This window comes from Actinomadura sp. NPDC047616, from assembly GCF_040642915.1.
Lineage (GTDB): Bacteria > Actinomycetota > Actinomycetes > Streptosporangiales > Streptosporangiaceae > Spirillospora > Spirillospora miaoliensis.
The window spans coordinates 205,699-218,846 of record NZ_JBEYTB010000009.1 but is presented as its reverse complement, the minus strand read 5'-3'; the positions used below and the strand labels follow the sequence as shown (position 1 = coordinate 218,846).

Sequence of the window (13,148 nt, the reverse complement as noted above, 5' to 3'; positions counted from 1 at the left end):
TTTGTGGCGCCTGCGGGGGGCGCGGCTGGAAGTGGGCCGCCGTCCGGCATTACCTGCTGTTCAGGCCGTCGGATGCGGGGCTTTGGCCGGATTGTCGGCAGGTCCCCTGCGAGCGCTGTGCCCCTCCCGCGCGGGCCGAGGTGGCGTGACGAGCCGCGGGGCCGGCGGCGTGGTGCGGGCGGCAGTACGCGGCCTAATCCCCCGGGCCGCGTGGGGTGGCTGGTCATCTCCCCGCGCCGCCGGTCCCGCTTCCACCCCAAGGAGGCGGAGCGATGAACGACGCGACACAGCATCAGCCGGTGGCCGAACTGGTTACGGCGCTGGTGGAAGAACTACAAGCGCGGGGCCTGGTGGGCACGGCGTACCGGGACGGTGTAGTGCGTGTGCTCAACCCGGCCGGAGAGCCTGACGGCAGCAACCCTTACGCGCGGGTGAGTCCGGGCCTGCGGCAGGAGGTGCAGTGCCGCCGCAACCCTGATGACGGCGGGGCACTGTGGTGGTACTGGGCGTGGGCCGGGCCGACGCGGCAGTCTCCGCCGGATCTGGAGCCGTTGTGTCCGGCGGCCGATGCTGAACTGGCGGCCGAGCGGATCGCGAAAGTCCTGGAGATGCCCTCCGCCGACGCGGCGTCACACGGCGGGCTGCGTGATGGCGGGTGAGCGGCCGTGCCGGATGCCGTCTGAGGTGGATGGGCGGCTGCTGGCACAGATCAAGCAGGACTTTCCGGAGGCGCAGGCGTGGTACGGGAAGGCGACGGGCACCTGGTGGGCGATGGTCCCGATCGGGCCGCGGTGGCGGCTGGTGGAAGCGGTCGATCCAGTGGAATTGCGGGGAGCGATCCTTAATCCGGCGGGCTGGCCGTGGCCTCGGAACTGGGTAACGCTGCCGAAGGCGACGCCGGGCATGTCGGCCCGCACGTCGCGGGGCACGTCTCGGTGACGCTGGCGTGTCCGGTGTGGTGCCTGGAGGTTGGACAGCCTGGGTGATCCGGGGCGGCTACTGGAGTAGGTCGGCCGCATGGCCAGGCTTCCGGATAACGCGCACCCGGCCGGGCTGGTCACTCATCGGCTTCCCCGGTGTGATCTCTCTGGACTGTCCACCGGCATTCCTGGACCTGCCGGTACGGGCGGTCAACTGCCTGCGCCAGCACGACTGCCCATCTTCGGCACCCGGGCACCACCTTCGCGGCCGACACCGGGGGCGAGCCTGACCTCATGGAGCGCAGGGGGCATGACGGCGTGCAGGCCGCGATGATCTGCCAGCACCAGTCGGCGGGCGGTTACCGGGCGATCGCTTCGACGCCCATATCAACAACGCTGATCAAGATGACGACGGAATGGTCTGAGTGCTCGCGCGCACGGGCTGATGGCACGTTAATGGCACGCAGGCTCGGTTTCGAGGGCCGGACGGGGGGTTTGGGGGGTCGTCCCCCCAAAGGACACTGCGGGTCTTGGGGGGGAAGGCGCGCAGCGCCGACCACACTTCCCCTGCGCGTGGGCGCAGCAAGGATCGAACTTGCGACTCCTCGCTTGTAAGGCGAGTGCTCTACCACTGAGCTATGCGCCCGGAAGGGATCGGGAGGTGATCCCGGTGACCGGGCAAGCGTACCCGGTCGGGGGGTGCGATCGCGAAACGAAATCAGGGCTGGGAGTCGGGGCCGTCCTGCTCGGCGAGGAAGCGTTCGAACTGGGCGGCGATCTCCTCGGCGGTGGGCATGTCCTGGGACTCGGCGAGCAGGCTCTCGCGGTCGGCGGCGCCGGCGAAGGCGTCGTACTGCTCCTCCAGGGCGCGCACCACCTTCTCGACCTCCTCGTTGCCGGCGACCTGTTCGGCGATCTCGGCGTCGGTCTTGACGGCGGCCTCGCGCAGGCGGTCGGACGGCAGGACCAGGCCGGTGGCGGAGACGACCGCCTCCAGGGCGGCGACGGCGGCGGCCGGGTAGGCGGCCTGGGCGAGGTAGTGGGGGACGTGGACGGCGAAGCCGAGCGCGTCGTGGCCCGCCTCGCCCAGGCGCAGTTCGAGCAGGGCGGCGGCGCTGCCGGGCACCTGGACCTTGTCGAACCAGGAGGTGCGGGAGATCAGCTCGGAGCGGGTGGCGTGCGAGGTCAGGCCGACCGGACGGGTGTGCGGCACGCCCATGGGTATGCCGTGGAAGCCGACGACGAGGCGGACGCCCAGGCGTTCGACCAGGTGGCGGACGGCGGCGGTGAAGCCCTCCCAGAGCCGGTCGGGCTCGGGGCCGCTGAGCAGGAGGAACGGGGTGCCGACCTCGTCGCGCAGCAGGTGGACGACCAGTTCGGGGGCGTCGTAGGACGCCCAGTGGTCGCGGTCGTAGACCATCATCGGGCGGCGGGCCCGGTAGTCCAGCAGCGAGTCCACGTCGAAGCGCGCGATCACGCGGTGGTCCAGCGCGTCGAGGAGGTGCTCGCGCAGGAGCTGCCCGGTGGAACCCGCGTCGACGAAGCCGTCGAGGCTGTGCAGCAGCACCGGTCCGGACAGCTCCGGCAGGTCGGTGTCCAGCTCGTACAGATCCTCAGGGTTGCGCACCGTCTCCCCCACATTCCTCATGCCGACGCACTCAACACTAGGACATGGCGGGGCGGTCCCCTCACGTGATCATTCTCGCGCCGGGAAAACGCGGCTGGCGAGGAAGTCCTCCGGACGCAGCGTGGTCAGGTCGTCGCGTCCGGCGGTGCCGCCGGCGGCGACGAGGCGGCCCGCGTGGCGCAGCCGGGCGCGTTCGATGGCGTTGCGGACGGAGCGGGCGTTGGCGAAGCGGGGCTGGGCGCGGCGGCGTTGGAGGTAGTCGCTGAAGACGGGCACGGCGTCGGCGGACAGGACATAGCCCTCGCGTTCCAGCATGAGGTGCCCGATCGCCTCCAGTTCCGGGGGCGTGTAGTCGGGGAAGTCGATGTGGTGGGCGATGCGGGAGCTCATGCCGGGGTTGGAGGCGAAGAAGGAGTCCATGCGGTCCTTGTAGCCGGCCAGGACCACCACCAGGTCGTCGCGCTGGTTCTCCATCACCTGGAGGAGTATTTCGATGGCCTCCTGGCCGTAGTCGCGTTCGTTCTCGGCGCGGTAGAGGTAGTAGGCCTCGTCGATGAACAGCACGCCGCCCATGGCGCGTTTGAGCACCTCCTTGGTCTTGGGGGCGGTGTGGCCGACGTACTGGCCGACGAGGTCGTCGCGGGTGACCGAGACGAGGTGGCCGCGGCGGACGTAGCCGAGGCGGTGCAGCAGTTCGGCCAGGCGCGTGGCGACGGTGGTCTTGCCGGTGCCGGGGCTGCCGGTGAAGCACATGTGCAGGTTGGGGCGGCCGGTGCCGATGCCGAAGCGGGCGCGGGCCCGGTCGACCAGCAGCAGCGCGGCGATCTCCCGGATGCGGCTCTTGACGGGGGCCAGGCCGACCAGTTCGGCGTCGAGGGCGTCCAGCACGTCGTCGACGTGGGATTCGGCGCGTTCGGCCACCAGGTCGACGCGGGCGTCCGGCGGCAGCGGCTCGTGCGGAGGAGGCGACGGTTCCCCGGCGCCCGGCGGCGTTGGAGTCGCCGGGGAACCGTTCTCGGACGGCCGCATGCCGAATCCGAGTCTGTCGCTCAATCCGACCCCTCCGCGGAGACGTAGCGGGACCCCTGGGGCCGGTCGAGCGCGTACGGGTGGAGGCGGACGCGGACCTGCCGGTCGCTGGTCTCCTCGCGGTCGACGCGGAAGCCCGGCTCGTCCGCCGGGCGCTGCACGATGAACGACAGCGCGGTGGTCTGCCGCCCGTAGCCCGCGTCGTAGGCGTTGAGGCGGACGTAGTGGTTCGGGTACGCCCTGCGGCACTCGTTGACCTCGTGGACGACCCCGGCGGGGTCGGTGAGGTCGAACATCGGCAGGCCCCACATCTCCCAGTAGGTGTTGCGGGGGTGCGGGTCGTCGGTGAACTCGACCGAGCAGGGCCAGCCGCGTTCCAGGGCGTAGGCGACCTGCGCGGCGATCTCGTCGTCGGTGAGGTCGGGCAGGTAGGAGAAGGTGCCTTGGGTGATGCGCATCAGATGCTCACAGGGGTCTCGACGACGTCGGGTGTGTCGGTGGACTCGAACGTGAACGTCACGTCGCCCCAGGTGGACAGCGCCACGTCCAGCTCCCGGCTGTGCCTGGCGGCGGCGCGGAGGATGTCGGGGCCCTCGGCGAGGAAGTCGCGGCCCTCGTTGCGCGCCTTGATCATCGCCTCCAGGGCGACGCGGTTGGCGGTGGCGCCGGCGGCGATGCCCATGGGGTGGCCGATGGTGCCGCCGCCGAACTGCAGGACGACGTCCTCGCCGAGGTGGTGCAGCAGCTGGTGCATCTGCCCGGCGTGGATGCCGCCGGACGCGACGGGCATGGTGCCCGGCAGGGACGCCCACTCCTGGTCGAAGTACAGGCCCTTGTGCGGGTCGGCCTCGACGCGGTCCAGGCGCAGCGTGTCGTAGAACCCGGCGACGCTGCCCGGATCGCCCTCCAGCTTGCCGACGACCGTACCGGCGTGGACGTGGTCGACCCCGGCCAGCCGCATCCACTTGGCGATCACGCGGAAGCTGACGCCGTGCGTCTTCTGCCGCGTGTACGTGGAGTGCCCGGCGCGGTGCAGGTGCAGCAGGACGCCGTTGCGCCGCGCCCACTTGGCCATCGACTGGATCGCGGTGTACCCGACGGTCAGGTCGATCATGACGATGACGCTGCCGAGGTCGCGGGCGAACTCGGCCCGCTCGTACATGTCCTCCATGGTCGCGGCGGTCACGTTCATGTAGTGGCCCTTGACCTCGCCGGTCGCGGCCTGCGCCCGGGTGACGGCCTCCATGCAGAACAGGAACCGGTCGCGCCAGCGCATGAACGGCTGGGAGTTGATGTTCTCGTCGTCCTTGGTGAAGTCCAGGCCGCCGCGCAGCGCCTCGTACACGACCCGCCCGTAGTTGCGCGCCGACAGGCCCAGCTTCGGCTTGACGGTGGCGCCGAGCAGGGGACGGCCGAACTTGCCCAGGTACTCGCGCTCCATGACGATGCCGTGCGCGGGCCCCTGGAAGGTCTTGACGTAGTGCGCGGGGATGCGCATGTCCTCCAGCCGCAGCGCCCTGAGCGCCTTGAACCCGAAGACGTTGCCGATGATGGAGCTGGTCAGGTTGGCGATCGAGCCTTCCTCGAACAGGTCGAGGTCGTAGGCGATGTAGGCGATGAACTCGCCCTCGCGGCCGGGCACGGCCTCCACCCGGTAGCACTTGCCCTGGTAGTTGTCGTAGCTGGTGAGCCGGTCGGTCCACACGACGGTCCAGGTGGCGGTGGACGACTCGCCCGCGACGGCGGCGCCCGCCTCCTCCGGCGGCACGCCGCGCTGGGGGGTGATCCGGAAGGCCGCCAGCACGTCGGTGTCCCTGGGCTGGTAGTCGGGCCGCCAGTAGCCCATCTCGGCGTACGGGATCACGCCCGCCGACCATCTGTCCGCGCTGCTCATCGCCCGCTCCCGTCCGTGGTCTGCGTTGGGTGGACGATTCGAGCCTGCCGTGCCGATACTTGCAATGTCCATCAAGTCTTCGGCGGTGACCATCAACCGATCGTTTGAATCTGCGGGAGGGAGCGGGATGACCGAGGCGCGGCTGCGGTCGTTCGTGACGGTCGCGGACACCGGGTCGGTGCGGGCGGCGGCGCAGCGGCTGTACGTCACCGAGTCGGCGGTGTCGGCGGCGGTCGCGGCGCTGTCCCGGGAGGTGGGGGTGCCGCTGGTGGAGCGGGACGGACGGGGCCTGCGCCTGACCCCGGCCGGCGCCGCCTACGCCGCGTACGCCCGGCAGGTGCTCGGCCTGCTGGAGCAGGGACGGGCCGCGGCCCGGGACGCGGCCGACCCGGCCCGCGGCTCGTTGCGGCTGGCCGCCGTGACCACCGCCGCCGACCAGCTGCTGCCCGAGCTGCTGGCCTCGTTCCGCGCGCGCCTGCCGGACGTCGAGGTCGCCCTGGAGGTGGGGCCGAGCCGCCAGGTGTGGGGCAGCCTCGCCGCCCACCAGGCCGACCTCGTGCTGGCCGGACGCCCGCCCGCGGGCGTGCCGGCGACGGTCCTGGCCCGCCGTCCCAACGAGCTGGTGGTCGTGGGCTCCCCCGCGGTGGCGGCGGGGTTCGCGCTGGGCACCACTCCGTGGGTGATGCGGGAGCCGGGGTCGGGCACGCGGGCGACGGCCGAGGCGTACCTGGCCGACCGCGCCGCCGCCCCGCCGCGCCTGGTGCTGGGCTCGAACGGCGCGGTGATCGCCGGGGCGGCGGCGGGGCTGGGGGTGGCGCTGGTGTCGCGGGACGCCGTCGGCGCCGAGCTGGCCGGCGGACGGCTCGTCGTCGTCGACGCCCCCGGCATGCCGCTGGACCGTCCCTGGCACGCCGTGGCGGGGACGACCCTCACCCCGACGGCCCGCCTGTTCGTCCGCCACCTGACCGACGCGCCGGGCTGGACACCCGCCTGAGGGTCCGTGAACGCCTCGCGGCGGCGCGCCAGAATCGGATTCGACTCATGCTCCGCCACAGCAACCGACACCACGGGAAGGGGTCACCATGACCGCCGACCGTCCGTACGACATCGTCCTGTTCGGCGCCACCGGGTTCACCGGCGGGCTGACGGCCGAGTACCTGGCCGGGCACGCTCCCCCGGGCACCCGCTGGGCGCTGGCGGGCCGCGACCGGGGCCGCCTGGAGGCGGTGCGCGACCGTCTCGCGGCCATCGACCCGGCCTGCAAGGACCTGCCGCTGCTGCACGCCGACTCCACCGACGCGGCGTCGCTGCGGGACGTCGCCACGTCCGCCCGCGTGGTGATCACCACGGTGGGTCCGTACGCCAGGTACGGGGAGCCGCTGGTGGCCGCGTGCGCCCGCGCGGGCACCGACTACCTCGACCTGACCGGCGAGCCGACGTTCGTCGACCGCATGTACGTCCGCCACCACGAGGACGCGGTCAACAGCGGCGCCCGCATCGTGCACGCCTGCGGCTTCGACTCGATCCCGCACGACCTGGGCGTCTACTTCACCGTCAAGCACCTGCCCGAGGGCGTGCCGGTGCGGGTGGAGGAGTTCGTCCGGGTGAAGGTCGACCCGTCCGGCGGCACCTGGCACTCGGCGATCGGGATCTTCTCCGACCTGCCCGGCATGTGGCGTGCCCGGCGCGAGCGCCGCCACGCGGAGGTGTGGCCCGCCGGACGCCGCGTGCGCGTGTCGCAGCGGCCCGTCCCGCACACCCGCCTCGGCTCGGGCTGGACGCTGCCGATGCCGACCATCGACCCGGACATCGTGTCCCGGTCGGCCGCCGCGCTGGACCGTTACGGCCCCGACTTCAGCTTCGGCATGTACCTGGCGGTGCGGCGGCTGCCCACCGTCCTCGGCATGGCGGCGGGCGCCACCGCCGCCATGGCGCTGGCGCAGCTCCCGCCCACCCGCAGGCTGCTGCTGCGGATGCGCGCCCCCGGCCAGGGCCCGTCCCCCGAGACGCGCGCCCAGAGCTGGTTCCGGCTGACGTTCGTCGGCGAGGGCGGCGGCGAACGCGTGGTCACCGAGGTGGCGGGCGGCGACCCCGGCTACGACGAGACCGCCAAGATGCTCGCCGAGTCGGCGCTGTGCCTGGCGCACGACGACCTGCCGGAGACGTCGGGGCAGGTCACCCCCGCCGCGGCCATGGGCGACGCGCTGCTCGACCGGCTGGTGCGGGCGGGCATCACCTTCCGCGTCGTGCGGGCAGGCTGACCCCCTCCGCGTCGCCGCGCCCGGTCTCCGGGCCGCGGCGCCGGGAGGCCGGCACCGGCACGACGGCCTCGACCGTCGTGCCGACGCCCGGGCGGCTGGTCACCGACACCCGGCCGCCGAGCAGCTCGGCGCGTTCGGCCATGCCGCGCAGCCCGTAGGAGCCGGGACGGCGGCCGGGCGCGAACACGTCCCGGATGGAGAAGCCCACGCCGTCGTCGGTGACGGCCAGCCGCACCCGGTCCCGGTCGTGCTCCAGCAGCAGGTCGACGCAGGTGGCGGACGCGTGCCGCAGGCAGTTGCCCACCGCCTCCTGCGCGATCCGGTAGAGGGCGGTCTGCACGTGGTCGGGCAGCGCGTTCTCCAGCTCCCCGGTGACCGTGACGGTGACGTCCAGGCGTGCCGCGCCCGCCTCGCGCGCCAGCGTGGCCAGCGCCGCCGACAGGCCCAGGTCGTCCAGCACCGGCGGGCGCAGGCCGCCGATCGCGGCGCGGGTCTCGGCGGCGGCCAGCTCGCACAGCCGCCGGGCCAGGCCGATCTGCTCGGCGGCCTCGGGATGGTGGTCGGGCAGCGCCCGCTCGGCCGCCGACAGGTGGAACCCGAGCCCGGCCAGCCGCTGGGCGATGCCGTCGTGGATCTCGCGGCTGAGCCGGGACCGCTCGGCCTCCTGCACCTCCACGGCGCGTTCGGCGAACCGTTCGGCGGCGTGCTCGCGTTCCTCGGCGGCGCGCAGCCGCCGGCACGACGACAGGACGGGCGCGAACAGCACGGCCAGCGCCGCCGCCAGCGCCACGTCCTCCTCCCGGCAGGGGCCGGCGGAACGGACGTCCACCACGGCGATCGTGGTCGCGTCGTCGCCGTGCACGGGGATCGCGACGCCCCGTCCGTCGGCGTGCCGGCGGGCGCGTCCGTGGGCGGCCACCCAGCCCGCGTCGCCGTCGCCCAGCGGCACGCGCGGGCGGCCGGGGGCCTCCAGCGCCCGGTCGTCCTCGTCCAGGACGTACACGTCGCAGAACGTCAGCGCCTCGGCCGACCGGACCACGAGCCCGGCCAGCTCCTCGGCCAGCTCCGGCAGCTCCCGGGCCGCGCACGCCGCCGTCACCACGCGCACCAGCAGATCGGTCCCGCGCGCGGCGAGCAGTTCCAGCGGCGGCCGCGTCATCGGAACAGCCCTTCGCGCAGGGCGACGGCGATCGCCGCCGACCGGTCGGTCACCTCCAGCTTGCGGTAAAGCCCGCGCAGATGACTTTTGACCGTCTCCTCGCTCAGCACCAGCCGCGCCGCGATCGCCCGGTTGGACAGCCCGCCGACCAGCAGCGACAGCACCTCGCTCTCGCGCTGGGTGAGCCCGCGCTCGGCGCCCGGCCAGAACTCGCCGCGGCCCAGCCGGGCGGCGGTGACCGCCATCCGGCCCGCCAGCGTCGGGTCGACGACCGTCTCGCCCTGCGCCACCTCCTCCAGGCGCCGCACCAGCTCCGGCCCGTCGACCCGTTTGAGCAGGTAGCCGCCGGCGCCCGCGCGCAACGCCTCGAACACGTACTGTTCGTCGTCGTACACCGACAGGAACACCACGCGCGAGCCGGGCGCCTGGCGGGTCAGCGTGCGGCACAGGTCCAGGCCGCTCTCCGGGCCGAGCCGCACGTCCAGCAGCACCACGTCCGGGCGCAGCGAGGTGACCAGCCGGGTCGCCTCCGCCCCGCCGCCCGCCTGCCCGACCACGCGCACGCGCCCGGCGAAGCCCGCCAGCATGGCCTTCAGCCCGGCGAGGATCATCTCGTGGTCGTCGACCAGGACGACGCGAATGGGCCCCATTCGGGAAAGATAACAAGCCGCTGCCTACCCGCCAGTAGGAAGGGCTTCACCCCGCGAATCCCCTGATCGGGGGACGCGGCGAGCGGGCACGGCGGCCTAGCGTCGCGAGCACGACCGACCACCGCGGGACGCTGAGGAGGCCAGGTGCCCCATCGGATCGTGCACATGCTGCGGGCGCGCGGCTCGGCCCGCCGACCCGTCATGCTCGCCATCGCCGGCGACAGCGCGGCGGGCAAGACGACCCTCACCCGGGGGCTGGTGCGGTGCCTGGGGGCCGACCGGATGACGGCCGTCTGCGTGGACGACTACCACCGCTACGACCGCGCCGAACGCCGGGACAAGCCCTTCACCGCCCTGCACCCCGACTGCAACCACATCGACATCATGGAGCAGCACCTGCAACTGCTGTCGATGGGCGAGCCGATCCTCAAACCCGTGTACGACCACGCCACCGGGCGGCTGGTGCGTCCCGAGCTGGTCCGGCCGCGCGACTTCGTGATCGTCGAGGGTCTGCTCCCCCTGCACACCCGGCTGGCGCGGGCGTGCTTCGACATCACCGTCTACCTCGACCCGCCCGAGGACCTGCGGCACCGCTGGAAGGTCGACCGGGACTGCCGCAACCGCGGCTACACGCCCGACCAGGTGCGCGGCGAACTCGACCGCCGGGAGCCGGAGAGCGCCGCCTACATCCGCCCGCAGCGCCGCTGGGCCGACATCGTGGTGCGCTTCGCGCCCGTCGCGGGACGCGCCGACCCGCCCGGCACGCCCCTGTCGGCCGAACTGCTGCTGCGCCCCACCATCGACCATCCCGAGCTGGCCGGGGTGCTCAAGGAGCCGGGGACCGCCATGCACCTGCGGCTGCGCCGCGACACCGACGGCCGTCCCGTGGACGCGCTGCACGTCCACGGCTATGTGTCCCCCGAAGAGTCCCAGGTCGTCAAGAAGGCCATCTGGGAACGTCTGGGGCCGCGCGCGGGCGACGGCAGCATCGACCGCGACGCCCTGGGCCGCCTGGCCGACGGCACCGCCAGCGATCCCCTGGCGATCACCCAGCTGCTGCTGCTGTACCACCTGCTGGACGCCGACAACCGCCGGGCCGCCTGAGGGCGGGCTCCGCGACGCGCGGGGAGGCCCCGGACTTCCGGGCCGCGCGGTCGCGGCCGCCGGGAGGGCGTTCACTTTCCTCGGCGCCGGACGCCCTCCCGGCCTCCCTCACCGGCGCCCGCGGCGGCCTGATGGACTCGCCGGAGACCGGGTGGTCAGCGGATGGGGCCGCGCTTGAGCACGCGGGACAGCGCCGCCGCGACCTCCTGCGACAGGTCGGCGTCGGCCGGGCCGGCGCCGCCGGACGGCACCAGGTCACCGGGGCGTTCGTCGTCGCGAACGGCCTCGCGGGTGTGCCCGCAGTCGCGGCACTCCACCTCGCCCAGGCGGCACGTCAGAACGGTGGAGCCGCAGGCGTCACACCGGTCGAGTTCGGCCGTCCAGTCGTGTTCGGCCTGGCAGCGGGGGCAGATCAGCACCTGGCGGTCCGCCCGGACCCCGCGCTTCCACGGGCTCGCGCCGCGGACGGGGTCGGTCTGCCGCGCCCCGCATCGGAAGCAGGGCATCACACCTCCAGGGGTGCGAAGGGTACGGACCGGCCCGGCCGGCGTGCGGCCGGGCCCGGCCCTGGACGACCTACAGCGCGGCGAGCGCCTTGCGGTACTCGTCGATGTCGCGCGCGTCCGGGATCGCGTTGACGACCTTCCAGCGGACGACGCCCTCGGTGTCGATGATGAACGTGCCGCGCAGCGCCACGCCGCGCTCCTCGTCGAACACCCCGTAGCTGCGCGCCACCCCGCCGTGCGGCCAGAAGTCCGCCAGCAGCGGGAACTGGTACTTCTCCTGCTCGGACCAGGCCCGCAGCGAGAACATCGAGTCGACCGACACCGCCAGCACCTGGACGTCGTCACCGCCCAGCGTGGGCAGCTCGTCGCGGATCGTGCACAGCTCGCCCGTGCACACGCCGCTGAACGCCAGGGGGTAGAACACCAGGACGACGTTCTTCCGGCCCCGGTAGTCCGACAGCTTCACCGGGGTTCCGTGCTGGTCCTTCAGCTCGAAGTCCGGCGCGCTGCCGCCAACCTCAACCGCCATGCCTCTCCCGCGGATCGCCCCGCCACGGCGGGGAACTCCTCGTCCCCGCGGTCACGGGGACGTGCGCGCGCACCACGGCGCGACGCGGCCCAGTCTGCCATCTCCCGTCGCCGGCGGGAGGCCCGGCGGCCGCCCCGCCCCGCTCTCCCCGGCCGCACGGCACGATGGAAGTGGGGCCGCGCGGTCGTCGTCGTGGCGCAGGTCTCACCGGCGCCGCGGCCGGGCGGTCACGCCGGGCGGGCGGCGGTCGCCCGCGGCCGGGCTACTTGCGCGCCTTCGGCGGCACCAGTCGGGTGCCGGACCACTCCCTGGCGGCGCTGACGCTCTTGGTCTGGGTCAGGCCGGCGCTGCGGGCGGCCTCGCCGATGTCGCTGGGCTCCACATGCCCCTCACGGCCCGCCTTCGGCGTGAGCAGCCAGATGTATCCCCCGTCGGTGAGCGGGACCTGCGCGTCGGTGAGTCCGTCGAACAGGTCGCCGTCGTCCTCCCGCCACCACAGCAGCACGACGTCGACCACGTCTCCGTAGTCCTCGTCGACCAGCTCGTTCCCCGTGACCGCCTCGACGGAGGAACGCAGCTCCTCGTCGACGTCGTCGTCGAAACCGATCTCCTGCACCACCTGGTCCGGCTTGAAGCCGAGCCGTTCGGCCAGGCTGCGCTCAGTCTGCGCCTGACCCGCGGTCGCGCTCACGAAAGTCCTCCCATGGTAGATAGCCCGCGCGGCGCCGTTCCCGGCCCCCGAGCGGAGGCCCCTGCGCACCGGCCGGGGCGCGGGGGCGCGGCACATTTCACGTGTCCGAGTCTGACACCGCTGCGGTGTTTGCGGGACAGTCCACACAAGTGAGGGGCCCTAGCGCAAGTGTCTTCCCGGCATTTGGTGGGCTCATTGGCGGGAACGCCGCCGGGGTGGTCACTGGACACCCACCGAGCGTAACAATCCATGCTCAGCCCGCAAGGAAGGACAGCCGGACCTGCCGCTCGGGATTGTCGACGTTGAGGTCGACGAGCGCCACCGACTGCCAGGTTCCGAGGGCCAGCCGCCCGCCCACGACGGGGATCGTCGCGTACGGCGGCACGATCGCGGGCATCACGTGGGACCGCCCGTGACCGCGCGAGCCGTGCGCGTGCCGCCACCGGTCGTCGGCCGGCAGCAGGTCGCCGAGCGCGGCCAGCAGGTCGTCGTCGCTGCCCGAGCCCAGCTCGATCAGCGCCACCCCCGCGGTGGCGTGCGGCACGAAGACGTGCAGCAACCCGTCCTCGCCCGCCTCGGCGGCGAACCGTTCGCACTCGGCGGTGATGTCGTGCACGACGTCCCGGTTCCCAGTGGTCACCCGGACCACGACGCTCTTCATGACCCGCTTGTTTACCCCATCCCCGGACCCCGATGCGTGATCGCCCGGCCGGGCGCGCCGAGACCGCAACTGGCCAGCGTCCCCGCCCGGACATGACCGGCTCCGGCCGCGCCGCGC

General features: G+C 73.2%; 14 protein-coding genes and 1 tRNA gene. 4 read left to right on the top strand and 11 right to left on the bottom strand.

From position 1 onward, the window contains the following. Window positions 1-272 precede the first annotated feature (272 nt). A complete protein-coding gene (locus tag ABZ801_RS22715; protein WP_360700881.1) occupies window positions 273-659 on the top strand; it encodes a hypothetical protein in 387 nt (128 codons plus the stop codon). Between the two features lie 835 nt (window positions 660-1,494). On the opposite strand, the gene ABZ801_RS22710 is transcribed toward ABZ801_RS22715, so the two are convergent. The 5 genes from ABZ801_RS22710 to ABZ801_RS22690 all read right to left on the bottom strand — a co-directional run bounded on the left by ABZ801_RS22710 (window position 1,495) and on the right by ABZ801_RS22690 (window position 5,470). Next, window positions 1,495-1,566 (bottom strand) — tRNA-Val (locus tag ABZ801_RS22710). 72 nt (window positions 1,567-1,638) lie between these two features. Next, complete coding sequence (locus ABZ801_RS22705; RefSeq protein WP_344947464.1) at window positions 1,639-2,547, bottom strand: PAC2 family protein; 909 nt, start codon at window positions 2,545-2,547, stop codon at window positions 1,639-1,641. 69 nt (window positions 2,548-2,616) lie between these two features. After that, complete coding sequence (gene cbbX, locus ABZ801_RS22700) at window positions 2,617-3,600, bottom strand: CbbX protein (RefSeq protein WP_360700878.1); 984 nt, start codon at window positions 3,598-3,600, stop codon at window positions 2,617-2,619. Next, on the bottom strand, window positions 3,597-4,034 hold the full coding sequence (locus ABZ801_RS22695) for a ribulose bisphosphate carboxylase small subunit (RefSeq protein ID WP_344947015.1): 438 nt from the start codon (window positions 4,032-4,034) through the stop codon (window positions 3,597-3,599). The genes cbbX and ABZ801_RS22695 overlap by 4 nt, the downstream gene beginning before the upstream one ends. Then, entirely contained in the window at window positions 4,034-5,470 is a 1,437-nt protein-coding gene (locus ABZ801_RS22690; RefSeq protein ID WP_360700874.1) for a form I ribulose bisphosphate carboxylase large subunit, read from the bottom strand. The genes ABZ801_RS22695 and ABZ801_RS22690 overlap by 1 nt, the downstream gene beginning before the upstream one ends. Before the next feature lie 127 nt (window positions 5,471-5,597). Between ABZ801_RS22690 and ABZ801_RS22685 the strand changes: the two genes are divergently transcribed. Then, on the top strand, window positions 5,598-6,464 hold the full coding sequence (locus ABZ801_RS22685; RefSeq protein WP_344947021.1) for a LysR substrate-binding domain-containing protein: 867 nt from the start codon (window positions 5,598-5,600) through the stop codon (window positions 6,462-6,464). An 88-nt stretch (window positions 6,465-6,552) separates the two neighbouring features. Then, a complete protein-coding gene (locus tag ABZ801_RS22680) occupies window positions 6,553-7,731 on the top strand; it encodes a saccharopine dehydrogenase NADP-binding domain-containing protein (protein ID WP_360700871.1) in 1,179 nt (392 codons plus the stop codon). Here the strand turns inward: ABZ801_RS22680 and ABZ801_RS22675 are convergent. After that, window positions 7,703-8,890, bottom strand: coding sequence for a sensor histidine kinase (locus ABZ801_RS22675; protein ID WP_360700868.1), 1,188 nt, complete (start codon window positions 8,888-8,890; stop codon window positions 7,703-7,705). The genes ABZ801_RS22680 and ABZ801_RS22675 overlap by 29 nt on opposite strands. Further along, complete coding sequence (locus ABZ801_RS22670; protein WP_344947030.1) at window positions 8,887-9,540, bottom strand: response regulator transcription factor; 654 nt, start codon at window positions 9,538-9,540, stop codon at window positions 8,887-8,889. The genes ABZ801_RS22675 and ABZ801_RS22670 overlap by 4 nt, the downstream gene beginning before the upstream one ends. Before the next feature lie 144 nt (window positions 9,541-9,684). Here ABZ801_RS22670 and ABZ801_RS22665 point away from each other — a divergent pair, with 144 nt between their 5' ends. Next, window positions 9,685-10,644 (top strand): phosphoribulokinase, encoded by a 960-nt coding sequence (locus tag ABZ801_RS22665; protein ID WP_360700865.1) that lies wholly within the window; start codon window positions 9,685-9,687, stop codon window positions 10,642-10,644. Between the two features lie 155 nt (window positions 10,645-10,799). Here ABZ801_RS22665 and ABZ801_RS22660 read toward each other — a convergent pair whose 3' ends face one another. The 4 genes from ABZ801_RS22660 to ABZ801_RS22645 form a co-directional block, all read right to left on the bottom strand. Next, window positions 10,800-11,150, bottom strand: coding sequence for a hypothetical protein (locus ABZ801_RS22660; RefSeq protein WP_360700863.1), 351 nt, complete (start codon window positions 11,148-11,150; stop codon window positions 10,800-10,802). Between the two features lie 70 nt (window positions 11,151-11,220). Continuing rightward, window positions 11,221-11,679 (bottom strand): peroxiredoxin, encoded by a 459-nt coding sequence (locus tag ABZ801_RS22655; protein ID WP_344947039.1) that lies wholly within the window; start codon window positions 11,677-11,679, stop codon window positions 11,221-11,223. Between the two features lie 262 nt (window positions 11,680-11,941). Beyond that, window positions 11,942-12,370, bottom strand: coding sequence for a DUF3052 domain-containing protein (locus ABZ801_RS22650; protein ID WP_344947041.1), 429 nt, complete (start codon window positions 12,368-12,370; stop codon window positions 11,942-11,944). Window positions 12,371-12,623: 253 nt separating this feature from the next. After that, entirely contained in the window at window positions 12,624-13,031 is a 408-nt protein-coding gene (locus tag ABZ801_RS22645; RefSeq protein ID WP_344947043.1) for a secondary thiamine-phosphate synthase enzyme YjbQ, read from the bottom strand. Window positions 13,032-13,148 lie beyond the last annotated feature (117 nt).